Genomic DNA, 23,430 nt, shown 5'->3' with positions numbered 1-23,430 from the left:
CGATGGCACAATGTACTCGGTTTTTCGCATACATTTTACCCGTTTGGCTTTACGATGGCGCAATGTACTCGGTTTTTCACATACATTCCCCCCGTTTGGCTTACGATGGCACAATGTACTCGGTTTTTCGCATACATTTCCCCCGTTTGGCTTGACGATGACGCAATGTACTCGGTTTTTCGCATACATTCCATCCGTTTGGCTTTACGATGGCGCAATGTACTCGGTTTTTCGCATACATTTCTCCCGTTTGGCTTGACGATGACGCAATGTATTCGGTTTTTCGCATACATTCGGCTCCTCTGTCTATTGTTTCCCTTCAATCCACTAATCGGGGGGATGGATCAGAATAAATTCGGGCCACAGCCGTCTTTGATTGGTTATGCAGTGACCACAAAGGGCTCAAATTGTATAATCTTTTTTAACGGCATACAGTGTGTCAACCGCTTGTCATACATCTGTAAGCCTCGTATAATAGGATCAAGAGAGCGCTTTATTACCCTGCTGGCAGGTTACCGGCTTATTTTTTATCAGGGGATAGATTGGATTATATGCTGCTGAATTTCAAAGTCTGGAAGCAATCACTTAATGATGGTAATGGAGAAGGGAGCACGCTGCAGTGAAATTGTTGGGAGCGATTGAAGCAGGAGGAACAAAGTTTGTATGCGGAATCGGGAATGAGGACGGGACGATTATCGACCGGGTGAGCTTTCCGACCACAACCCCTCAAGAAACGATGGGGCTGGTATTAGATTACTTCTCCGCTAAAGAGGTGGAGTCCATTGGCATCGGTTCATTCGGACCGATTGACCCGGTGATCGGCAGCCCTACTTACGGATATATTACAACCACACCGAAACCCCACTGGGGCGGATATAATCTCGTTGGAGCCGTGACGGAGCAGCTTGATGTTCCGGTAGGTTTCGATACAGATGTGAACGGAGCCGCCCTGGGCGAGTACACTTGGGGAGCAGCCCAAGGGCTGGATAGCTGCCTCTATATCACAGTAGGCACCGGCATCGGCGCCGGTGCAGTGGTCGGCGGGAAGCTGATCCATGGGCTGTCCCACCCTGAGATGGGACATATTCTGGTCCGCCGCCATCCGGAAGATCACTATGAAGGCTTCTGCCCTTATCATGGCGATTGCCTGGAAGGCCTGGCGGCCGGTCCGGCTATCGGCAAGCGCTGGGGCAAGCCTGCGGGCGAGCTGCCATCGGATCATTCGGCCTGGGCGATGGAGGCCCACTATCTGGCCCACGCCCTGATGAACTATGTGCTGATCCTATCGCCGCAGAGAATCGTGATGGGCGGCGGCGTGATGAAGCAGAGCCAGCTCTTCCCGCTGATCCATACCAAGCTGCAGGAATTGCTTGGCGGATATGTGCAGCATCCGGCGCTGAATGAAGCCATCGGCAGCTATATTGTCCCTCCTCAGCTCGGGGATAATGCGGGACTCTCCGGTGCGCTTGGCCTTGCGAAGCTGGCGCTTGACGGACAGTAGAATATCCTACAAAAAGGCATTGACTGTTTCGCAATATGTGGTATCCTAGGTTTTAACAGTATAGCATTTAAGAGGAAGCACCTCTTTCACGGATTTTCGTGGGAGAGGTGCTTTTTTTTGTGCAAAGATAAGAATTTATAGGCTCCGCGCAATAAATGTTCCTTATCTTTCCCGCTGAAACGGTATCGGCGGGGGCAGGTAATCCGGTCCGCACAAAGCTCATGCATACTGTAAGACGATGAAGGTAGGGATTCATATGCAGATCGTATTTATGAACCGTTTGTCCAGAATGTCAGGTGTGGATCAGGAGGTATTTGCCCAATTGTGGATTGGAGAGGAGGAGGGGGTGTGGCGCCTGGGCTGGCGCGACTTCTCAGGAGAACAGGAAATGGGTGACAGCTTATGGTATGAAGGCGGTTCATGGAATGAGATGCTGTGTGTGTACCGGCATGAGCTTGCAATGAAGATGGGAGACGGTTACCGCCCCCTGATTGATGGTGTATTTCATGAAGATGAGCATCTTAACAGCCGAGGTCAGGAGCAGCTTAAGCTGCAGTATTACAGTGAGCAGTACGCCAATGAAACCGTATATGAGGAGCTGTGCTCCTGGCGCAGGGGGAAGGCTTCCAGCGAACGCAAGGCACCTTACATCCTGGCCAGCAACCGTCTGCTGCGGATGATCAGTGCATTTCTGCCCCATACGGCGGAAGAGCTGCTGCAGATTCCCGGCGTAGGTGAAGGTAAAGCCTCGCAATATGGCGCCGACTGGCTCAGTATTACCTCCGGTGTGCAGCGTGAGCATCAATATCCGCTGGGCTGGGTAAGTGATTCGATCGACGAAGAGAGCTTTGTTTCCTGGCTGTACAAACAGAAGGAGCTGAAATACAAGAAGCAGCTGGAGCGGCTGAGACTGCGGCGTGTACTGCTTCAGGGGATTGAAGAAGGGCAGGGAATGGAGCAGCTTAAGGGGCTCAGCGGGGTCTCCCGCCGTGAAGTTCTTGAAGCTGTAGAAGAACTGGAGAAGGATGGTTATTCCGTCGAGAAGCTCATTGCTCTTGAACTCAGTGAAGTTACTTCCCAGGAACAGAACAATATATGGACAGCCTATGAGCTGATCGGTGATACCTTCCTGAAGCCCGTCCTCTATAAGGCCTATGGCGAGGATTTCTCCCCCGCAGAAGGCCTCGATATGTACTATGAGCGCCTGCGGCTGATCCGTATCCGCTTCCGCCGGGAGCAGCCGGCCGGTCTGGGGCTGGCGACGAACCTGTAGGAAGCAGCCTTCTTCCCGGAGCTTACCCTGAAGCGCGCTTCCCCCCTTCCCGTGAGGAAGTGCGCTTTAGGGTTTTATCTGCGGCCGGCAGTGCCTGCAAATTATTAGGAGAAAGGGGCGATTAGCGGTACTATACCTGTATGCAGTTAAAAAGGAGTGGGACATATGATAGTAACATTGACGGTTAATCCTAGCGTTGATGCCAGTACGGGTATAAGTAAGGTTGTTCCCGATCATAAGCTGCGCTGCCATGAAGCCTCGTACAAACCGGGGGGCGGCGGGGTGAATGTGTCACGGGCAATTCACAGACTGGGCGGGGATTCCCTTGCACTGTATGCCTCAGGCGGACTTCATGGTCAGCTGCTGCACCATATGCTGGAACAGGAGGGCGTAAGGCATCAGGAGATTCCGATCAGCGGGCAGACCCGGGAGAATCTGATTGTCGTGGAGGAATCCACCGGGCAGCAGTTCCGGTTCGACATGCCGGGCCCGCGGTTCATCGAAGGTGACTGGAAGGAGTGCCTTGAGCAATTAACGGCGCTGCCGGATAAACCTGCTTATCTTGTAGCCAGCGGCAGTCTGCCCCCGGGCTGTCCCGCTGATTTCTATGCGCGTGTCATTGCAGCTGCGAAGTCCTGGAAGGCCAGGGTTATTATCGATACTTCCGGCGAAGCGCTGCAGCTTGCGGCTGATACCGGCGTATATCTGCTGAAGCCGAACGCACGTGAGCTGGAAGAATTGGTAGGGCATGCAATAACCGGTGATGAGGAAGTGAAGGCAGCCGCACTGCAGCTGATTGAAGAAGGCCGGACGGAAGTAGTAGTAGTCTCACTGGGCGGGGACGGGGCGCTGCTGATTACCAAAGACGGCTGCGAGCATCTGCTGGCACCTGAAGTTCCTGTACTCAGTGTAGTAGGCGCTGGCGACAGTCTGGTTGCGGGACTCGTGTACAGTCTGGAACGGGGCTGGCCGCTGCGCAGAGCCGTTCAGTTCGGCATTGCCTCCGGAGCTGCGGCGGTCATGAATCCGGAGCGTCAGCTCTGCAAGCGCGAGGATACGGAGCGGTTGTTTGCCGGTATGGATACCGGCGCAGCCGGACACATGTAAGTTTGGTGGCCGCCATATACCAAAAAGACGAAGGCTTCCCTATACCCTGAGGTATCCGGTGCCTTCGTCCTGCGTATTCGTCCGCTGTGCTTCATAGCCAATCCTTCTTGCGGAAGATCACCAGCATTCCGCAGCCGAGCGTCACCATGACGGCGATGACTCCATAATAGCCGTACTGGGAATGGGTCTCGGGAATATTGTCAAAGTTCATACCGTAGATACCGGTAATAACGGTCAGCGGCATGAATATCGTAGTAATTGCCGTAAATACTCTCATGATTTCATTGGCGCGGTTAGCAATACTGGACTGATAAGCTTCACGTAAGTTGCCCATGAGATCGCGGTACGTTTCAAAGGTTTCAGAGATCTTGACCGCATTTTCATAAATATCGCTGAAATACTTCTGCAGCTGATCGTCGATCAGGCGGAGGTCTTTTTTGTTGAGCGTGTTGATAACTTCCTTCTGCGGGCCCAGCATCTTCTTCAGCCAGAGAATCTCACTGCGCAGACCGATGATCTCGCTGAGATGCGATTTCTTGGTGTGCATGAGGATATCCTCCTCCAGCTTCTCAATCCGCGCTTCAATCCGGTCACCGACCGAGAAGAAGTTGTCGACCACAAGGTCGATTAACAGGTACAGGAAGCGGTCCGGCTCACTGACCTCCTGCTCCCACAGAATGGGCTTCAGGACGCGCAGCTCATGGATCTTCTGCTTCGTAACGGTGATGATGAAATGTCTGCCCAGGAATACGTTGAGCGCGCGGAGGAAGATTTCCTCGTCATCAAACCGGATGCTGTTAACTACGATAAAATAATGGCTCTCATAGATCTCCAGCTTCGGGCGCTGATCCTCTTCACTGAGACAGTCCTCGACAGCCAGATCATGCAGATTGTACAAAGGCTGAAGCTCAACGAGATCCTCAACATCTGCATCAATCCAGTAGAAACCCTCAGCGGGTGCGGTAAGTGTATCCTCAATATTGTCAATAGTCGTAAAAACCCCTGCGTTCACCAGCCGGATTTTCATCTGATTCACTCCTTCTGTCCCTGGTCTTCTCCAGGGATATGCTAATTAAAGCACAGAGAAAAAATCAGCTTGGCCGGTGGTACAATCATGGATGAAGGCCAAAAGACGGTCCGAGAGCATGAAGAAGAATTGCCCCCGCCGCCGGCAAGCTGATGTTAATCCTGTGTGGTTGTTCTTTCTGCACGCTTATTCGCGAGCCCGGGTCGCCTTCCATTCTTCTCTCACCTCTTCTTTTCGCCGTTTATGGTTGAAACACTTGTCTAGTATAACGCCGGGGTATGGCTCTTTCAAGAGAAATTCTTTTCATTCTCCAGGCCCCTTAAGCATTGTATGGACTTGACGAAAAGGAGGTTCATGATTTAAAGTGAATTTTAAGAAAAGTATCCGCGGATGCTTTGGAATAACCCCAACTGAATACAGCTAAATCTTATCAAGAGCAGGTGGAGGGACTAGCCCGATGAAACCCGGCAACCGGCGTGTGAACGCACGGTGCTAATTCTTGCGGAAGCTTTGCAGGACGTTATTCGTCCGGCGGAAGTTCTCTGGCAGATGAGAGAGGCGCATATGACTGCAGATATATGACCTTTCTCGCCCGAGAAAGGTCTTTTTTCGTTGTTTTACATCAGATTTAACCGCCAAGCGGAACCTAATTTCAGTTAAGGAGTGGAAACAGCAATGCCTATTAAAATTCCCGACAGTCTTCCGGCCAAAGAAGTATTATCCGGTGAGAATATTTTTGTAATGGATGAAAGCCATGCCTTTCATCAGGATATCCGTCCTTTGCGGATCGCCATCCTGAATCTGATGCCGACCAAAGAAACCACGGAAACGCAGCTGCTGCGCCTTATCGGGAACTCACCGCTTCAGGTGGACGTTGTTCTGCTGCATCCCAGCTCCCATACCTCGAAGAATACTTCGGCAGAGCACTTAAAGAGCTTTTACAAAACCTTTGATGAAATCAGTGACCGCCGCTTTGACGGCTTGATCATCACCGGGGCTCCGGTGGAACAAATGGAGTTCGAGGATGTCAACTACTGGGAAGAGCTGAAAGTGATTTTTGAATGGAGCAAGCAGAACGTAACCTCGACCATGCATATCTGTTGGGCCGCGCAGGCAGGACTGTACCACCACTTCGGCGTGCGTAAGGTGAGTCTGCCGGATAAATGCTTTGGAGTGTTTCCGCATACGCTGAGCCATAATAATGTGAAACTGCTGCGGGGCTTCGACGAAGTATTCCATGTGCCGCATTCCCGTCACACCGACGTCTCCCGTGAAGATATAGAGAATAATCCGGATCTGCAGATTCTGGCGGAATCAGAGGAAGCCGGTGTGTACCTGGTTTCTGCGCATGACGGCAAGCAGATTTTTGTAACCGGACATTCAGAATATGATCCGTTCTCCCTGAAATGGGAGTATGACCGCGATATCGCCAAGGGCATGGATATTGAGATTCCGAAGCACTATTATCCAAAAGATGATCCCACCCGTACACCGCCGGCCGTCTGGCGCGCCCATGCTAACTTATTATTCGCTAATTGGCTCAATTACTATGTATACCAGGAGACACCCTACGATATCGGAGCGTTTATTTAAAAAAATTATTTATATATAGAAGCAATGGTTACACGCACAAAACTTTTAGGAGGCAATGGAAATGGACGAGAAACTGAAAATTGAGAGCAGACTGGCACAGATTGGTTCGATGGAGGACCCCGCGACAGGGGCGATTAATTATCCGGTGTACAACGCGACGGCATTCCGTCACCCGAGACTCGGACAGAGCACGGGCTTTGATTACATCCGCACCAAAAATCCTACCCGCTCTGTGCTCGAAGATGCGGCAGCGGTACTGGAGTCTGGAGATGCCGGCTTCGCCTGCGCCTCGGGTATGGCTGCACTGACTACTGTGTTTGCTTTGTTTGGACAAGGTGATCATCTCGTTGTCTCGCTCGACCTGTACGGCGGAACGTACCGTCTGCTGGAACGGATTCTGTCCAAATACGGCATCAGCGCCTCCTATGTGGATACGAATGATCTGGATGCTCTGGAAGCTGCGCGCCAGCCGGGCACCAAGGGTGTATTCATTGAGACACCAACCAATCCGCTGATGATGATTACGGATATCGAAGCGGTATGTAAATGGGCCCGCCGCCACGGGCTGCTCACGATTGTCGACAATACGCTGCTGACCCCGTTCTTCCAGCGCCCTATTGAGCTTGGAGCAGATATCATCGTTCACAGCGCGACCAAATATCTGGGCGGACATAACGATGTCCTTGCCGGACTTATTGTGACCAAAGGCGCTGAATTGTCTGCAGAAATGGCGATTCTGCATAATTCACTGGGCGCTGTCCTTGCACCAAACGACAGCTACCAGCTGATGAAGGGGATGAAAACACTTGCCTTGCGCATGGAGCGGCATGAGAGTAATGCGCTGGCTATCGCCCGTTATCTGCTGGAGCATCCGGCCATAGCCGAAGTCTTCCATCCGGGTCTGCCGGATCATCCGGGATACGAAATCCAGAAGCGCCAGTCCTCCGGCAACACCGGGATTTTCTCCTTCAAGGTGAAGGATGCCAGATACGTGGAGCCGCTGCTCCGCCATATCCGCCTGATTGCATTCGCTGAGAGTCTTGGCGGTGTGGAATCGCTCATGACCTATCCGGCGGTACAGACTCACGCCGATATTCCGGCGGAAATCCGGGATGCGGTTGGCGTAGATGACCGGCTGCTGCGTTTCTCGGTCGGCATCGAGCATGTGGACGATCTGATCGCTGATCTTACGCAGGCACTGGAGGCCGCGCGCACCGAGCTGGAATAGGCATCTTGGAACCTTAGCAGCCAGATAGAATCACTGTATACATTGAACAGCAGCGCCAACGGGGTGCTGCTGTTTTATTTGGCGAAAGATTTTTCAAGCTCATCCGATTGTGATACGATGGGGGAACGAGTTTGTTTATTTTTTAAATTAAATTCATCTACTATACTTCATAGGATTAAGAGGAGGCTGCGAACGTTGAGTGCAATTGATCTTATTCTGGATAAGACACTTAAAGGTGAACGTCTTCAATTAGAAGACACAATCACGCTGTTCGAAAGCAATGAAATTGAGAAAATGGGCGCGGCTGCGGATATTATTATGAAGCGCTGGCACCCGGACCCGCTGGCTACATTTGTAATCGGCCGTAATATTAACTACACCAATGTATGTGATGTCTATTGCCGCTTCTGCGCCTTCTACCGCAGACCGGGTTCGGAGGAAGGTTATGTGCTTCCCGATGAAACTATCTATCAGAAGATTGCCGAGACGATCAGCGTGAACGGGACTGAAATTCTGATGCAGGGCGGAACGAACCCGAATCTGCCGTTCAGCTATTACACGGACATCCTGCGCGGAATTAAGCAGCGGTTCCCGGAGATCACCATGCATTCCTTCTCACCGGCAGAGATCATGAAGATGGTCGAGGTATCCGGACTGCCGCTGGAGCAGGTCATGCGTGAGATTCATGCCGCAGGCTTGGATTCCCTGCCCGGCGGGGGAGCGGAGATTCTCGATGACCGCACGCGCCGCAAGATCAGCCGGCTCAAAGGCTCCTGGCGGGAGTGGATGGATGTCATGCAGACCGCGCACCGGATCGGCATGAACACGACAGCCACGATGGTGATCGGTCTGGGTGAGAGTATGGAGGAGCGGGCGCTGCATCTGCTGCGTGTCCGCGAAGCCCAGGACGAGTGCATAGCGAACAAATATGACTCCGAAGGATTCCTGGCCTTCATCTCCTGGACCTTCCAGCCGGATAATACGAACCTCAAGCTGGACCGGCAGACACCGGAAGAATACCTCAAGACCGTGGCAATCAGCCGTCTGGTGTTGGATAATATCAAGAACTTCCAGTCCTCCTGGGTCACGATGGGCCCTGAGGTCGGTAAGCTTTCCCTGCAATACGGCTGTAATGACTTCGGCAGTACGATGATCGAGGAGAACGTAGTTTCCTCGGCGGGCGCAACCTACAAGGTCAACATCGAGTCCATTACCCAGCTGATCCGCGAAGCAGGCAAGATTCCGGCGCAGCGCAACACGCGTTATGACATCCTGCGGACGTTCGAGGACGCCAATGCTAAGATTGACAATGACTTCATCATGCAAAACTAGAGGGTAGAACAACACCTGATGTGTTGTTACCCTACTAAGGTGAGAAAACGGGTAAAAACTACACTTTATGTAGTTTTTACCCGTTTATTTTTATTATTTTAACTACAACATTTGTTCAATTGAATATGCGTTCTTTGTCGTCTGGAAAAGGTTCGATTATCCATAAAATCAATTATATGTTAATATTTGAATGTGAAATCACTTAAATAAGCTCATGGGAGGCTGAAGATGAAACGGATATCATTTGAACGCCCAACAGATCACTATGATGAAGGAATTACCGATATCGATAAAGAAATTTGTTCTTTGATAAAGCGAAGGAAGGAAATCTCTGGTAATAATCCAGGTTATCCTCCGTTTGAGTATATTTCTAAATGGTCAGAGACTTATGGACTCTATGAGGATTTCTTAAAGTCGATATTTGGAAGTATGATGAATGAAAAACAATATAAACCATTAATTGAACCAGCGGGATTTAGACAACACATTGCAATCCTGAAGTCAGTCGTGATAGGGGAGCGGTTCTATACTCTAACTTCTATACGGCAATACACAAATGCAAGTGTACTAACACTTAGTATAGATTGGGACAATGAGCCGGAGATTGAATCCAAATCTCATCAACATAGCCACTATGAGCTATACATTAGCGAACAATATGACTCCCGGATGATTAGTGGGGGGAGCAGATCTGATCATGCTGCCTATAAATACGTTGTCTCCCCGCCATTACCTGACGATGCTTCAGGATTGCAATTGAGGTTCACACAATACATCAACCCTTTCAAGAAGAGCGAGACAGGCGACGAGATAGTATTTGAGATTTAGTAAAAGCGAAAGATAGCCCTTCAGCACATATTAGATGTGTAAGAGGGCTGTTTATCAATGTCTTTTTTCCATCTATTCCACCGGCACCGCTAGCATCAGCTACGGGCGAGCCAATTGTATTCGAAATTTCGAATACATTATGCTCATTGAGCCGTGGAAGTCAATTGTGTTCGAAATTTCGCATACATTATGCTCATTGAGCTACGTGAGAGCCCATTGTATTCGGTTTTTCGCATACATCAGGCTCATTTAGCTACGTGGAAGCCAATTGTATTCGAAATTTCGCATACATTATGCTCATTGAGCCACGTGCGAGCCTTCGCTCAGCTTTTCCGGTAGTGGCACCAGCCCCCATCAACTCACCCAGACCTTAAATATAGTTTGACCTTCCCGGTTCTCTTCATCAGCATAGATATCATTAAAGGAAGCGTCGCCCAGAGTCTTCAGGCGTGTCAGGTTATAGACCAGCGCAAACGCCAGCTTAGGATCACCAGTCCAATAGCCGTCAAACTGGTCTCCGCCAATTTTATTATAGGCATCACTCATAACCCATTCTTCCGCTTCCCGTAAAGTATCAAAGGTGAGCATTTCCTCAAACCAGCGGATATCTTTCCGGTTAGTGCTCCGGTTCTCGTCTTTGATCCAGAATAATTCTTCATGTGTGTTCTTTCCCTCGTCCATAGTCAACCCTCTCCTTATAAAAATATGAATGCAACATATCCTTTTTTACATTTTACACAATTCACAATTCTAGTTAACCCAGTTTGATAGATAGGAATAAGTTGATATGTTACGCTTTGACGGTCAATTTAAAGAGATTAACTGGGAGGGTATAAGATTCTATGGTACAAAAACGTTGGAATAAGCCTATTGCTTCAATATTGGCTACCGCTGTGATTACAGCGCAGGTGCTGGGCGGAGTCGTTGCCGGTTCAGTACTGGGAGCCGGGAAGGCAGCAGCTGAACCTGCGTCAGGCGCAATCAACCTGCGGCTGATGAGTACTACAGATGTGCATACCAATGTGATGGGCTGGGATTACTTTAAGAATCAACCGTCTCTGACGGTTGGACTGGACCGGACGGCTACGCTGGTGAAGCAGGCCAGAGCCGAGGAGAAGGGTGTTAACAACCTTTTGCTCGACAACGGAGATTTGATTCAGGGTACACCGCTGGGTACGTACGCTTCGAAGCAGGTTGATGCAGACGGCAGGACTACACAGATCAATCCGATGATTGCAGCTTTGAATACCATGAACTATGATGCTGCGACACTCGGCAACCACGAATTCAATTATGGACTTCCTTATCTGGAGAGCATTACATCTGCGACTTCAGCCACATATGAGTATACAGACATTCCTTTTATTAATGCGAATGTGTATGCCGTAGACGGGGACGAGGATGATTCCAATAACCCGAACTATTTCACTCCTTATAAAATAATCGACAAGGCAGTTACCGACAGCAACGGAGCTACACAACATGTTAAGGTGGGCCTGATTGGTCTCGTTACTCCGCAGATTATGGATTGGGACAAGGTCAACCTCGATGGTAAAGTCATTACTAAGGACATCGCCGAAACGGCTGCTAAATTCATTCCTCAGATGAAGGAAGACGGTGCGGATATTATCGTTGCGATGGCGCATACCGGATATGATAATAATGCAGTACCCGGAACCAAATCTGAAAATGACATCAAATCACTAAGTCTCGTGCCGGGGATTGATGCGATTACGTTCTCGCATACCCATAAGGTATTCCCGGCTGCGACTGTGGAAGCGCTGGACGCATCCTTCAAGGATTCTACGGGTAAAGCTGTACTGCCCGGCATCGATAATGCCAAAGGCCAGATCAACAATGTTCCAGCCGTTCAGGCGGGATTCGGCGGCGCCAATCTGGGTCTGATCGACCTGGCAATCGTTCCGGACCCACAGCGGAGCGGACACTTTATGGTGGACAAGAGCGCTTCGGTTTCATCCACCCGTTCAATCTACAGAACGGAGAACAAGGTTAATATTGCAAACGTAGAGCCGGATGCTGAGCTGGATGCAGTGGTTGCCGCTGATCACCAGGCTACGATTGCTTATGTCAATCAACCCCTTGGACGCACGGATGTACCGATGAACAGCTTTTTCGCTATGGTGCAGGATGATCCGACTGTTCAGATCGTAACCTATGCCCAGAAAAACTATGTTGAGAAGCTGATCAACAGTGATCCTAACCTGGCAGCTTACCAGGGAATGCCCATCCTGAGCGTTGGCGCACCCTTCAAGGCCGGACGCAATAACCCGGATGAGTATACAGAAATCGAAGCGGGAGATCTGACCATCCGCAGCGCAAGCGACCTGTATCTCTATGACAACACGCTTAAGGCCATTAAGGTCAAGGGTGAGACTGTAAAAGAATGGGTTGAAATGAGCGCTGGTGCCTATAACCGTATTGACCCAGCAGTGACTACGGAGCAGCCGCTGCTCAACTCCGCATTCTCCGTATTTAATTTCGATGTTATCGACGGAATTAAATACACGATTGATGTCACCAAAAATGCAAGATACAAGCCGGACGGCACGGTGAATGACCTCACTTCTGAGCGGGTTACCTCCATTACCTACGATGACAAGCCGCTGGATATGAATCAGGACTTCATCGTAGTGACTAACAATTACCGGGCAAGCGGCGGCGGGAATTTCCCGGGTGTCAAAACCGGTGCTGCCGGTCTTACGATGGTGCTGGATACCCTGGAAGAGAATCGTCAGATTCTGATGGATTACATCAAGGAAGCAGGAAACGTTAACCAGCCGGCCGATAATAACTGGTCGATCGCTCCGGTCAAAGGCGATGTTAAGGTTACCTTTACTTCTTCACCTAAGGCTAAGAATGCACTTCCTAAACATGATAATATTACCGATACCGGAACCCAGAATCTCCGGGGTGACGAGATTTACAATCTCGACCTGAGCGGAAGCGTCAAAGTCCATCTGCTCGGCATCAATGACCTTCATGGACAATTGGATACGACATCCTTTGTAACTGTGGGTACTGAGAGCAAGCCTGTAGGAACTGCGGCGATTCTGGCAACCTACCTGAAGAATGCCCGTGCCAAATACGATAACACCCTGCTAGTCCACAACGGGGACTCCGTCGGTGCTTCGGCTCCGGTATCCTCCATGGAGCGTGACAAGCCGACCCTTGAATGGATGAACATGATGAAGTTCGATGTGGGAACCTTGGGTAACCACGAATTCGACCAGGGTGTTGAAGCATTGAAGGCACAAATTTTCGGCGGTGCGGACCCGGTTAACCCGAGCATTGTCCATGCACCTGTGAATTTCGATTACATTAATGCCAATGCGATCGACATGAAGACTGGAGAGCCGTTGATCAAGCCTTACACGATTAAAGAAATCGGTGGTGTAAAAATCGGGTTTATCGGCGTAGTAACCAAGGCAACACCAAGTAAGGTATCCCCAGCCGGTACAGCCGGTGTGAAATTCCTGAGTGCTGAGGAAGAAGTAGCTGCCATCGAAAAGTATGCTGCAGAGCTCAAAGGTAAAGGGGTCAACACGATTATCGTGCTTGCCCATGATCCGGCAACCACGAAGGTTGATGCTGCAACGAAGAAAAATGTATCCACAGGTGAGGCTGTAGATTTGGCGAATGCCCTCCCGGCTAATTCTCCGGTAGATGTTATTGTGGCTGGTGACAATCATGCCTACGCTAATGATATGGTGAACGGCAAACTGGTTGTTCAGGCCTACTCTTACGGTACTGCCTATGAAGACATCCGCCTGGCTATCGATCCGGAGACCGGAGAGGTTAAGAGCAAATCTGCTGAAGTAATTACTACCTTCCAGGAGAATGTGACGCCGGATGCTGAAACCAAAGCACTGGTTGATCATTATCTGGCTCTGCATCCTGAGCTGGCTAAGCCTGTAGGGACTACAGATGGCACAGTTACCCGTACAGATGTATATCTGAAGGAAGCTCCCCTGGGCAACCTGATTGCGGATGCTATGCGTCAGGCTGATTTCAAAGACGGTGCTGCTGGTCCTGCTGACTTTGCATTTATGAATCCGGGCGGTATCCGTGCCGATCTTCCTAAGGGGAATGTTCTTTTCGGTGATCTGGCCAAAATCCAGCCCTTCGGCAATACGCTGGTGAAGCTGACGCTTACCGGTGAACAGATCAAAACCTTGCTGCAGCAGCAATGGGCAGTTAAGGCTGATGGAACAGCAGACATCAAGACACTGCAAATTTCCGGCCTGAAATATACGGCCAATATGTATCTGCCGGTTGCCAGCCGTGTGGTTAACCTGACCAAAAGTGATGGAACACCGATTGAAATGTCCAAGAGCTACACAGCTGTCGTCAATAACTTCATGGCTGCAGGCGGAGACAACTATAAGGTATTGACCCAGGCAAGTAAATCGCTGGCCGGACCAATCGATCTGGATGTATTCTATGATTATATTGTGAAGAAATTCAATGGCGGAGCTATTACTGCTGCAATTGAAGGACGGATTACCAACAAAGCTGCTCCAGAAACAGATCCAGGCACTAACCCGGGTACTAATCCTGGTACTGGCACAGGGCCTGTAGCAACGGCGACACCTAAACCGACTGCTTCACCATCAGCTTCTCCTAGTCCAGCCGCATCAGCTACTCCGGCTCCGGCTGCAACCACAGCTCCAACACAGAGCCCGGCCGTTCCTGTTACTGCATTCAAGGATTTGGGTAAGGTAGCGTGGGCTGCAGAAGCTATTAAAGCACTGGCGGCTAAAGGTATTGTAAAAGGCATCGACGGCACGAACTTCGCACCCGTGAAGAGTGTAACCCGTGCTGAATTCGTAACTATGCTCGTTCGTTCACTTAACTTGAGCAATACTGCATCAGCAACTACTTTCACTGATGTGAAACAAGGTGTCTGGTATACAGATACGATCGCTGCTGCCGTAAACGCCGGTTTGGTGAGAGGTTCAGGCAACGGTAAATTCGAGCCGGGCCGTGAGATCACCCGTGAGGAAATGGCGATTATGATCGCTAATGCCCTCAAGGATCAGCTGCAGCCGGTTGATCCTGCTGCTCTGAATAAGTTTGCTGACAAGGCCAAGATTGCAGCTTATGCGCAGCAGCCTGTAGCACAGCTGACCCAGCTGGGGATTGTCAACGGTGTAGACGCGCAGAAATTCGCGCCTAAGAGTATCGCGAACCGCGCCCAGGCAGCGGTCATTATCTACCGGATGCTGGAGAACAAAGCTTCCTGATTTCTATATGAATACAATTGAATAAGGCAAAAGGCCCGTGCACATTGTGCGCGGGCCTTTCCGTTTGCGAGGATGCTCAGGCTTGTCCAGCCCAGACCATAATACGTCCCGTTATTTCACTGCAGCTTCCCATTTGCAGCGGATAGGGGAGACGATCGCATTTTCTTTTTTGAGCTCGGTGAAGGCCTTGTCGACCGCTTTGCGTTCCAGTCCCGACAGCTTTTCAACTTCACCTGCAGTTACAGGAGCTGCTGAAGCTTTAATGATTTCCAGTACTTGATCCTTAACACTCATGAGTTACACTTCCTTTGTTCATTGTGATTTGGTCCATTCTTATCTTCGTAACATTCGTAATGTCAGACAAATTATAAAAGAATAACGGTAAAGAGGCAGTGATTTTTTTACAATATCAGTTTACAGTTGTATCCAAAAGTGATATCATAATTATATCAAATACATATCTAATGGAGGCATCTTTATGAAAGAGAAAACATTGCATCCTGTCAGCGGATTCTGGGTTGTGGCTCTAATTGCCATTTGTATCGGGGGCGGGATTTACGGTGCCGTGCAGGAATACGTGGCATTGCCTGTCATCCTGTTTGTTGCAGCCGGTATTCTATGTACGAGTATTACCGTCGTTCAGCCGAACAAGTCAGTGGTCGTGACCTTCTTTGGCCAATATGTCGGTACGATTGCAACCAGCGGGTTGTTCGCTGTCATTCCGTTCAGCATCCGCAAGACCGTATCGCTGCGGGTCCGCAACTTCAACAGCGTGAAGCTGAAGGTCAATGATGTGGAAGGTAATCCGATTGAGATTGCTGCGGTGATTGTATTCAAGGTCATTAATTCGGCCAAAGCGCTGTTTGATGTAGATAAGTATATGGCGTTTGTGGAAATTCAGAGTGAAACGGCGCTGCGTCATGTGGCAAGCAAATACCCTTACGATAACTTCAATGAGACCGGCATGTCCCTGCGGGCCAATGCCGATGAGATTGCCAAAGAACTGGCGGTGGAGCTGCAGGAGCGTCTGTCCTTATCCGGTGTAGAAGTGATTGAAGCCCGCCTGACCCATCTGGCCTATTCCACAGAGATTGCCAGTACGATGCTGCAGCGCCAGCAGGCTTCGGCCATTCTGTCTGCACGCCAGATCATCGTGGAAGGTGCTGTCGGCATGGTGGATCTGGCGATCCGCCAACTCAAAGAGAGCGGTGTAGTTGAACTGGACGAAGAACGCAAGGCGGCGATGATCAACAATCTGATGGTGGCGATTGTGTCGGAGCGCGGTGCGAGCCCGGTCATTAACGCCGGCTCGTTGTACTAAGGCGGTAATATTATGGCGGCCAAAAAAAGCTTTCCGCTGCGGATCGATCCCGAACTGCACGAAGCGCTGGAACGTTGGGCGGGAGAAGAATTTCGCAGCGTAAACGGACATATCGAATACTTGCTGCGTGAGTCTTTGAAGCGCGCAGGCCGCTTGCCGGGTAAGAAACGCCGGGAAGAAGAATGAACAGCCTGGGGCGGCGGCGCTTCAGACTTGTATGACATGCCGGTTCCACTTGACGGAAGATAAGCTGAGATTTATAATTACCCTAATTCACGTTATCAGCTTCGACAAAGATATGAATCGATGTTCAGGACCGCTTCAGAGAGAGGAAACCCCAGGCTGCAATTTCCTCCGGTACCGGCTTTTGATTTACCCCTTTGTAGCTGCGGTTATGAATTCCTGGGATGTCCGTTTGCGGACATCATTACGCAGGATAGTAAGAACCGCCGGTTCATGGCCGTTATCTCCATGCTGACGAAGGACTCTATTCTGCAATGCCGCTGCTCTGCAGCAGCTTTTGCATAATGGTATCGAATTTGGGTGGAACCACGGGTGCAATCACTCGTCCCTTTGCGGGACGGGTGTTTTTTGTGTGCAGAAGCTAACTTTTAGGAGGAAGAAAAATGTCAGTAAATATCAAACTTCCGGACGGTTCGGTCCGGGAATATGCCGATGGCAGCAGCATTGATGATGTAGCAGCCTCGATCAGCAGCGGACTGCGCAAGAATGCCGCAGCAGGTAAAATCAACGGAATCGTCGTGGATCTGTCCACTCAGCTGCAGGAAGGCGATCTTGTAGAAATCGTTACCCTGGATTCCCCGGAAGGCCTGGAAGTGATGCGTCACAGTACAGCTCACCTTATGGCCCAGGCGGTAAGACGCCTGTTCGGGACTATGGAAGTTAAGCTCGGAGTAGGTCCGGTCATTGAAGACGGCTTCTATTATGATATGGATCTGGAGCATCCGCTTAATCCGGAGGATCTGCTGAAGATTGAGAAGGAAATGGAGCGTATCGTTTCAGAGAACCTGCCGATTGTCCGCCATGAGGTGAGCCGCCAGGAAGCACTGGACAGATTCGGCGAGCTGGCTGATCCTTACAAGCTGGAGCTGATCCAGGCGCTGCCGGAAGACAGTGTGATTACAATCTATGAACAGGGCGAATTCTTCGACCTCTGCCGTGGTCCGCATTTGCCGTCCACTGCGAAGATCAAAGTGTTCAAGCTGATGAACGTAGCCGGTGCCTACTGGCGCGGAGACAGCAAGAACAAGATGCTGCAGCGCGTATACGGAACAGCCTGGATCAAGAAGGCCCAGCTTGACGAGCATTTGCGCCTGCTGGAGGAAGCGAAGAAACGCGATCACCGTAAGCTGGGCAAGGAACTGGAAATCTTCACCTTCAACCAGCTGGTTGGACAAGGCCTGCCGATCTGGCTGCCTAAGGGCGCCAAGCTGCGCAGCATTCTGGAGCGCTATATTGTAGATCTGGAAGCCAGCCTTGGTTACCAGCATGTCTACACTCCTGTACTGGGTAATGTAGAGCTGTACAAGACTTCTGGACACTGGGAACACTACCAGGAAGACATGTTCCCTAAGATGACGATCGATAATGAGGAGTTCGTGCTCCGTCCAATGAACTGCCCGCATCACATGATGATCTATAAGAGCTCGATGCACAGCTACCGCGATCTGCCGATCCGTATTGCCGAGCTGGGTATCCAGCACCGATATGAAATGTCGGGAGCCCTGACAGGCCTGCACCGTGTCCGTTCGATGACGCTGAATGACTCCCATATCTTCTGCCGTCTGGACCAGATCAAAGGCGAGTTCATCCGCGTGCTGGAGCTAATCAAGCAGGTATACAGCGACTTTGGGATTGAAGATTACCGCTTCCGCCTCTCTTACCGGGACCCTAAGGATACAGAGAAGTATTATGCCAATGATGAAATGTGGGAGACTGCACAGCGCATGCTGCGTGAGGTTGTCGAAGAAGCTGGCCTGCCGTTCTACGAAGCCGAAGGCGAAGCAGCCTTCTATGGTCCGAAGCTGGATGTTCAGATCAAAACAGTATTGGGCAAGGAAGAAACGCTGTCGACTGTACAGATCGACTTCCTGCTGCCTGAACGCTTTGAGCTGGAATATGTCGGTGATGACGGACAGAAGCACCGTCCGGTTGTCCTGCACCGCGGGATTCTTGGAACCATGGAACGTTTCGTAGCGTTCCTGCTGGAGAACTTTGCCGGATCGCTGCCACTGTGGCTGTCGCCGCAGCAGGTGAAGATTATTCCGGTATCCTCGGCCTTTGATGAATATGCGAAGGAAGTGGCTGCCAAGCTGCTGCGCAGCGGCATCCGCGCCGAAGTCGATTTGCGCAATGAGAAAATGGGTTACAAAATCCGTGAAGCACAGCTGGAGAAACTTCCATATATGTTCGTTGTAGGCGAGAATGAAATGAATGCCGGCAGCGTATCGATCCGCAAACGCGGAGAAGGCGACATCGGCGCCAAACCGCTGCAGGAAGTCATCGATTCGCTTGGACAGGAAATTGCGGAACGTATAATCTAAAGCATACACAAGCTGTTAATAGTACGTATAATTACCAATAAATAACCTCTGTTATAAGCCGCGTGGGACCGCTATTATCCGGTGTCAGGTATAAAATTTTGTGAAACGGGAAACCTTCGCTATATGGGGAGGTTTAACTAATGAACAAAATGGGCTTATACCAGAGGTTTTGGTGTCTTTTCGTCACCATCGTGCTTCTGCTGACAGCAGCCGGGATCTACCCGGATGATTCGCGCAAATCGGCACAGGCAAGAGGGACGGGAGACACTGCAGGACAACTTAGTGCAGTCACCACGAATTCTCAGGTACAGCATCAAGAGGCAGGTTCGGCATCCCGTCTGGGAGGCTCTTCGCGGTTAAGACAGCCGGTTACCGTCCAGGCTCCTAAGCCAGCACAGGTGCCGGAAAGTAAGCCGAAGGCGAAGGCAGCCGCCAAGCAGCCGGATTCGGTACCGGTAGCTGCACCTGCGCCGGAGCAGATCATCACTTCAATGAAAGTAACAGCGACCGGCTATACGGCCGGATACGAATCCACAGGCAAGACCGCGAAGCATCCGCAGTACGGAATTACGTATTCGGGTGTCAAGGTACGCCGGGACAAGAATGCCGTATCCACCATTGCTGCAGACCCGAAAGTTCTGCCTTTGGGAAGTATTTTATATATACCGGGTTACGGATATGCTATAGTGGCCGACACCGGTTCGGCGATTAAAGGGCGGAAGATTGACCTGTACTTCAGCACCACCAAGCAGGTGTATAAGGAATGGGGCAAGAAGACTGTTGTCGTCCAGCTCATCAAACGAGGCAACGGAAAATGTACGGAGAGTATGCTGAAAAGTCTTGGACATGCAATCCAGACCTATAACGCAGTGCCGCAATATTTGCTGGAAGAGGTTATTTAAGGGTTGGGCTGGCCTCACTGAGTTTGAATTATTTTTCACGTAAGCATGCATAATACGGTGTCACATTTCCCATAATATCGACTGGGGCAAAGCGACTTGCCTCTTCCGATATAATCTTTTTCGTCAGCTCTGACGGGCTGTACTGAAGGAAAAGGGAGGTGATTTCCGTGGCTAATTCCAAGAAACCAAAGGTACAAGAGAACTACAAAACACCGAATGAAAAATACAATGCTGAGTTTGCCGTTGAGAACGACGGTGCAACTACTAAGAGCAACACGTTCTCCAAACCGGTACAAAAACCGCAGCAGTAATGCTGGGGTTGCCGGTATGAGCATTTGAAGCGTCAAGGCTGTCCTCTCAAGTCCGGATTATGGGCTGGAAGGGCAGCTTTTTTATGGGCATCATAAAATTAACGGAATATTCCAGCCGTCTCGGTCTGGAGACTGAGGCCTGTTTCCTTCTCACGCCGCTGTTCCCCGCAGCTTTCTTCCTGTAGACTAGGACTATAAGCGTGAAGAAGCAAGAGTTACACTAACTACTGGGGGGAATGACATATGAAACGACGGTTCACCAGCCAGGTTCTCGGCGGACTGATCCTTATCGGTCTCGGAGGCCTGTTCCTGCTAAGACAGATGGGCTACACTGATTTCAGCCTGGGTTCACTGATATCTACGTATTGGCCGGTTATTCTGATTATATTAGGGGTTAAACGCTTTTTGTCCCCGGACGATGAGCATTCGAGATTCTCTGCAACACTTGGCGGATTTTTCTTTCTGGCCATCGGCGTGTTTTTTCTGGGACGGAATTTAGAATGGTTTGACTTCTCGGCAGGCGATTTCTTCAAAATGCTGATCCCGGTTATGCTGATCGGCGGCGGTTTAGCTGTTATTTTCAAGCCGCGGGGTACAACGCCGCCAGTTCCTCCTGCACCGCCTGCACCACCGAATTTCTATCCGCCCGGACCGGGCAAAAGCCCGCTGGATACGAAGCCTCCCGCACCGCTGGAATCGACGCTCGATGAGCAGTTTGAGCAGAAGTTCGGCAAATCTGCCGGTGCCGGCGGGCGGGACTGGAATGATTATCTGCACAAAGACACTGAGGATGAAGACGGAGAACAGGGAGTACCCTCCTCTTCTGCGGATGCCCGGTGGCAGGAGAAGCAGGAACGCCATGAACGCAGACGCCAGGAGCGCCAGGAACGCCATGCCCGCCGCCACGGCGAATGGCATGAGGAGTTTCAGGATTCCGGGCAGGATAAAGAAACGACGAACCGCTCGGCTTTTATCGGAGATGTCCATATGGGACGTGAGCATTTCCAGCTAAAGCAAACCAATATTTCGCAGTTTATCGGGGATACAGTGCTGGATCTGACCAATGCGCAAATTCCTTACGGTGAGACCAAGATCAACATTTCCGCTTTTGTCGGTGATATTAAGGTTTATATTCCGGATGATATGAATCTTGGTGTATCGGTTATCGGCAGCTCGTTCATTGGTGATATGCAGGTGCTTGAGCAATCGCGCAGCGGGTTCATGAGCAATGTACAGTGCAAGACGCCTTATTATAAGGAAGCAGGTAAAAAAGTCCGTATTAACGTCAGCTGCTTCATCGGTGACATTAAAGTCAAAACGGTGGGCTAAATGGGGACGATCTTCAGCAATACCAAGTGGATGCTGCTGGTGTATTTCCTGCTTAGCGGCGGAGTAACTGCCGGACTGATGTATGCCGGGACATGCCTGGGCTATATCCGGGTGGTGGATACCAGCATGTGGCTGTACCTGTGTCTGGGCATTGTGCTCTTCACCGTGACTATCGGCTATATTGCCGGACAGCGGATTCAGCGGCGGATCGACCATCTGGACCTGAATATGCTGCAGGTAGCCAAAGGCAATCTGTCCGTACGGATGCCGGAGAGCGAAGACCAGTCTTTTGCCCGGGTATATCACGAATTCAATATCATGATGGATACTGTGGAGAAGAAGATGAAACTTCTGCAACAGCTGGGTGAACAGGAAGTCATCGAGAAGGAAAAGGCGGCGGAGAGCGCGGTACTGGAAGAGCGGAGGCGTATGGCCCGGGATCTGCATGATACGGTGAGCCAGCAGCTTTTTGCGATTCACATGTCCGCTTCTTCGCTGCCTAAAGTGCTTGAACGGAGCGCAGAGCATGGGCAGACGGTCATGGACCAGCTGATCAGCATGTCCCAGATGGCGCAGAAGCAAATGAGGGCATTGATCGCCCAGCTGCGTCCGGTGGAGCTGGAGGGGCGCAATCTGTTCGAGGCGCTGGAGAAATGGTTCCCGGATTACTGCCGCCAGAACGGGCTCAAGGGAGTAAAGGAGCTTGAACTGCAGGGTGAGCTGTCCGAGGCGATTGAACATCAGCTGTTCCTGATTATTCAGGAGTCGATGGCGAACATCGTGAAGCATGCCGGAGCACGGGTAGTCAGCCTGTCGCTGCGCGAGGTGCCGCGCCAGGTTGTGCTGAGCATCAGCGATGACGGTCAGGGCTTCGAGCAGGTGCAGCATAAACAGGGCTCCTATGGACTTACCACCATGCGCGAGCGTGCCGAGAAGCTCGGCGGCCAGGTTGAGATTATCAGCCGCAAGGGGGCGGGAACTACGATCCGCGTACATATACCAAAGTTTGTGCAGGGCATCCCGGAGCCGGTTGATGCCGAATCTGAGCCTGATAGGGGGAGTACAGAATGAGTCTCATTAAAGTGCTGCTGGTGGATGATCATGATATGGTGCGGATGGGTCTCAAAACCTATCTGATGCTTGATCCGATGTTTGAAGTTATAGGTGAGGCAGAGAACGGGCATAAGGCGCTTGGCATGCTGCGTGAACTGGGGCATGAGGCCCTGCCGGATCTGGTGCTGATGGATTTGATGATGCCGGTCATGAACGGGGCGGAGACAACGCGCGCAGTGCTGGCCGAATTCCCGGGTCTCAAAATTGTCATCCTCACCAGCTTCCTGGAGGATGATCTTGTTGTAGACGCGATCGAGGCGGGGGCAGTCAGCTATGTCCTCAAAACCGTCTCGGCAGAAGAGCTGATCTACGCGCTGCAAGGCGCGTACCGCGGCATGCCGGTGATGACCGGCGATGTCTCGCAGGCACTGACCCGGGGCATCCGCCAGCGTACCGTACAGGGCGACTCTTCCGGCTTGACCGAGCGGGAGAAGGAAGTGCTGCTGCTGATCGCTGAGGGCAAAACCAATAAAGATATCGGCGAGGAGCTGCATATCAGCATCAAGACGGTGAAGACGCATGTCAGCAACCTGCTGATGAAGTGTGAGCTGGATGACCGCACCCAGCTGGCTATCTACGCCCACCGTAAGGGCTGGGCGCAGAGTTAGCTCCTTCAGTTCAGTGAATCCTGCACAAAATACAACATTTTCCTCTATATATCATCTATAATCGAAAATTGTTGTACGAAAGGCAGCATTCCACCTCTTTCGAGCGGCTAAACGGGGCAATTCTTGTAT

At 50.9% G+C, this 23,430-nt stretch carries 19 protein-coding genes and 1 riboswitch; of the genes, 16 read left to right on the top strand and 3 right to left on the bottom strand.

All coding sequences use genetic code 11. The features are described from left to right. The first annotated feature begins 619 nt into the window (after positions 1–619). From NYE33_RS30490 to NYE33_RS30480, 3 genes are all read left to right on the top strand, one after another. A complete protein-coding gene (locus tag NYE33_RS30490) occupies positions 620–1,501 on the top strand; it encodes an ROK family protein (protein ID WP_341069066.1) in 882 nt (293 codons plus the stop codon). A gap of 256 nt (positions 1,502–1,757) precedes the next feature. Further along, positions 1,758–2,774 (top strand): HRDC domain-containing protein, encoded by a 1,017-nt coding sequence (locus tag NYE33_RS30485; protein ID WP_042135132.1) that lies wholly within the window; start codon positions 1,758–1,760, stop codon positions 2,772–2,774. Between the two features lie 165 nt (positions 2,775–2,939). Beyond that, positions 2,940–3,881 carry a 1-phosphofructokinase family hexose kinase gene (locus tag NYE33_RS30480; RefSeq protein WP_341069063.1) on the top strand — a complete coding sequence of 314 codons (942 nt, stop codon included), beginning with the start codon at positions 2,940–2,942 and terminating at the stop codon, positions 3,879–3,881. A gap of 91 nt (positions 3,882–3,972) precedes the next feature. Here the strand turns inward: NYE33_RS30480 and corA are convergent, their stop codons facing one another. Next, complete coding sequence (corA, locus tag NYE33_RS30475) at positions 3,973–4,908, bottom strand: magnesium/cobalt transporter CorA (protein ID WP_042211571.1); 936 nt, start codon at positions 4,906–4,908, stop codon at positions 3,973–3,975. A 424-nt stretch (positions 4,909–5,332) separates the two neighbouring features. Continuing rightward, a riboswitch (SAM riboswitch) is annotated at positions 5,333–5,464 on the top strand. Between the two features lie 119 nt (positions 5,465–5,583). On the opposite strand from corA, the gene metA reads away from it, so the two are divergent. From metA to NYE33_RS30455, 4 genes are all read left to right on the top strand, one after another. Next, positions 5,584–6,501 carry a homoserine O-acetyltransferase MetA gene (gene metA / locus NYE33_RS30470; protein ID WP_042135138.1) on the top strand — a complete coding sequence of 306 codons (918 nt, stop codon included), beginning with the start codon at positions 5,584–5,586 and terminating at the stop codon, positions 6,499–6,501. A 61-nt stretch (positions 6,502–6,562) separates the two neighbouring features. After that, the gene (locus NYE33_RS30465) at positions 6,563–7,729 is read left to right on the top strand and encodes an aminotransferase class I/II-fold pyridoxal phosphate-dependent enzyme (protein ID WP_341069060.1); all 1,167 of its coding nucleotides are present in this window, start codon (positions 6,563–6,565) and stop codon (positions 7,727–7,729) included. 195 nt (positions 7,730–7,924) lie between these two features. Further along, the gene (gene mqnC / locus NYE33_RS30460) at positions 7,925–9,061 is read left to right on the top strand and encodes a cyclic dehypoxanthinyl futalosine synthase (protein WP_042135145.1); all 1,137 of its coding nucleotides are present in this window, start codon (positions 7,925–7,927) and stop codon (positions 9,059–9,061) included. Between the two features lie 228 nt (positions 9,062–9,289). After that, on the top strand, positions 9,290–9,889 hold the full coding sequence (locus NYE33_RS30455) for a hypothetical protein (RefSeq protein ID WP_341069057.1): 600 nt from the start codon (positions 9,290–9,292) through the stop codon (positions 9,887–9,889). Between the two features lie 354 nt (positions 9,890–10,243). On the opposite strand, the gene NYE33_RS30450 is transcribed toward NYE33_RS30455, so the two are convergent. Next, positions 10,244–10,570: a hypothetical protein gene (locus NYE33_RS30450; RefSeq protein ID WP_341069054.1), complete on the bottom strand. Its 327-nt coding sequence runs from the start codon at positions 10,568–10,570 to the stop codon at positions 10,244–10,246. A gap of 161 nt (positions 10,571–10,731) precedes the next feature. Between NYE33_RS30450 and NYE33_RS30445 the strand changes: the two genes are divergently transcribed. Beyond that, positions 10,732–15,153 (top strand): bifunctional 2',3'-cyclic-nucleotide 2'-phosphodiesterase/3'-nucleotidase, encoded by a 4,422-nt coding sequence (locus NYE33_RS30445; protein WP_341069051.1) that lies wholly within the window; start codon positions 10,732–10,734, stop codon positions 15,151–15,153. Positions 15,154–15,264: 111 nt separating this feature from the next. Here NYE33_RS30445 and NYE33_RS30440 read toward each other — a convergent pair whose 3' ends face one another. Next, positions 15,265–15,447: a hypothetical protein gene (locus NYE33_RS30440; RefSeq protein ID WP_039303325.1), complete on the bottom strand. Its 183-nt coding sequence runs from the start codon at positions 15,445–15,447 to the stop codon at positions 15,265–15,267. Positions 15,448–15,631: 184 nt separating this feature from the next. Between NYE33_RS30440 and NYE33_RS30435 the strand changes: the two genes are divergently transcribed. The 8 genes from NYE33_RS30435 to NYE33_RS30400 all read left to right on the top strand — a co-directional run bounded on the left by NYE33_RS30435 (position 15,632) and on the right by NYE33_RS30400 (position 23,301). Next, positions 15,632–16,474 (top strand): SPFH domain-containing protein, encoded by an 843-nt coding sequence (locus NYE33_RS30435; protein WP_042135152.1) that lies wholly within the window; start codon positions 15,632–15,634, stop codon positions 16,472–16,474. Between the two features lie 12 nt (positions 16,475–16,486). After that, positions 16,487–16,660: a toxin-antitoxin system HicB family antitoxin gene (locus NYE33_RS30430; RefSeq protein WP_039303331.1), complete on the top strand. Its 174-nt coding sequence runs from the start codon at positions 16,487–16,489 to the stop codon at positions 16,658–16,660. A 440-nt stretch (positions 16,661–17,100) separates the two neighbouring features. Beyond that, positions 17,101–19,038 carry a threonine--tRNA ligase gene (gene thrS / locus NYE33_RS30425; RefSeq protein ID WP_171718922.1) on the top strand — a complete coding sequence of 646 codons (1,938 nt, stop codon included), beginning with the start codon at positions 17,101–17,103 and terminating at the stop codon, positions 19,036–19,038. A 338-nt stretch (positions 19,039–19,376) separates the two neighbouring features. Further along, positions 19,377–19,940, top strand: coding sequence for a 3D domain-containing protein (locus NYE33_RS30420; protein WP_418793975.1), 564 nt, complete (start codon positions 19,377–19,379; stop codon positions 19,938–19,940). Positions 19,941–20,107: 167 nt separating this feature from the next. Next, positions 20,108–20,251: a hypothetical protein gene (locus NYE33_RS30415; RefSeq protein ID WP_156118574.1), complete on the top strand. Its 144-nt coding sequence runs from the start codon at positions 20,108–20,110 to the stop codon at positions 20,249–20,251. Positions 20,252–20,494: 243 nt separating this feature from the next. Continuing rightward, complete coding sequence (gene liaF / locus NYE33_RS30410; protein WP_341069045.1) at positions 20,495–21,580, top strand: cell wall-active antibiotics response protein LiaF; 1,086 nt, start codon at positions 20,495–20,497, stop codon at positions 21,578–21,580. Beyond that, entirely contained in the window at positions 21,581–22,651 is a 1,071-nt protein-coding gene (locus NYE33_RS30405; RefSeq protein ID WP_039303347.1) for a HAMP domain-containing sensor histidine kinase, read from the top strand. It begins immediately after the preceding gene. Then, complete coding sequence (locus NYE33_RS30400; protein WP_039303350.1) at positions 22,648–23,301, top strand: response regulator; 654 nt, start codon at positions 22,648–22,650, stop codon at positions 23,299–23,301. The genes NYE33_RS30405 and NYE33_RS30400 overlap by 4 nt, the downstream gene beginning before the upstream one ends. Positions 23,302–23,430 lie beyond the last annotated feature (129 nt).

The sequence above is a fragment of the Paenibacillus sp. FSL R10-2199 genome, from assembly GCF_038000235.1.
Taxonomy (GTDB): Bacteria; Bacillota; Bacilli; order Paenibacillales; family Paenibacillaceae; genus Paenibacillus_AQ; species Paenibacillus_AQ phytohabitans.
This window is presented reverse-complemented; position numbering and strand designations above follow the sequence as displayed.

What these genes read in the sequence shown, in the direction of transcription:
- liaF (WP_341069045.1), top strand. Translation starts at nt 20,495, where the DNA reads ATGAAACGACGGTTCACCAGCCAGGTTCTCGGCGGACTGATCCTTATC.
- thrS (WP_171718922.1), top strand. Translation starts at nt 17,101, where the DNA reads ATGTCAGTAAATATCAAACTTCCGGACGGTTCGGTCCGGGAATATGCC.
- NYE33_RS30405 (WP_039303347.1), top strand. Translation starts at nt 21,581, where the DNA reads ATGGGGACGATCTTCAGCAATACCAAGTGGATGCTGCTGGTGTATTTC.
- metA (WP_042135138.1), top strand. Translation starts at nt 5,584, where the DNA reads ATGCCTATTAAAATTCCCGACAGTCTTCCGGCCAAAGAAGTATTATCC.
- corA (WP_042211571.1), bottom strand. Translation starts at nt 4,908, where the DNA reads ATGAAAATCCGGCTGGTGAACGCAGGGGTTTTTACGACTATTGACAAT.
- NYE33_RS30440 (WP_039303325.1), bottom strand. Translation starts at nt 15,447, where the DNA reads ATGAGTGTTAAGGATCAAGTACTGGAAATCATTAAAGCTTCAGCAGCT.
- NYE33_RS30465 (WP_341069060.1), top strand. Translation starts at nt 6,563, where the DNA reads ATGGACGAGAAACTGAAAATTGAGAGCAGACTGGCACAGATTGGTTCG.
- NYE33_RS30430 (WP_039303331.1), top strand. Translation starts at nt 16,487, where the DNA reads ATGGCGGCCAAAAAAAGCTTTCCGCTGCGGATCGATCCCGAACTGCAC.
- NYE33_RS30485 (WP_042135132.1), top strand. Translation starts at nt 1,758, where the DNA reads ATGCAGATCGTATTTATGAACCGTTTGTCCAGAATGTCAGGTGTGGAT.
- NYE33_RS30400 (WP_039303350.1), top strand. Translation starts at nt 22,648, where the DNA reads ATGAGTCTCATTAAAGTGCTGCTGGTGGATGATCATGATATGGTGCGG.
- NYE33_RS30450 (WP_341069054.1), bottom strand. Translation starts at nt 10,570, where the DNA reads ATGGACGAGGGAAAGAACACACATGAAGAATTATTCTGGATCAAAGAC.
- NYE33_RS30445 (WP_341069051.1), top strand. Translation starts at nt 10,732, where the DNA reads ATGGTACAAAAACGTTGGAATAAGCCTATTGCTTCAATATTGGCTACC.
- NYE33_RS30455 (WP_341069057.1), top strand. Translation starts at nt 9,290, where the DNA reads ATGAAACGGATATCATTTGAACGCCCAACAGATCACTATGATGAAGGA.
- NYE33_RS30480 (WP_341069063.1), top strand. Translation starts at nt 2,940, where the DNA reads ATGATAGTAACATTGACGGTTAATCCTAGCGTTGATGCCAGTACGGGT.
- NYE33_RS30435 (WP_042135152.1), top strand. Translation starts at nt 15,632, where the DNA reads ATGAAAGAGAAAACATTGCATCCTGTCAGCGGATTCTGGGTTGTGGCT.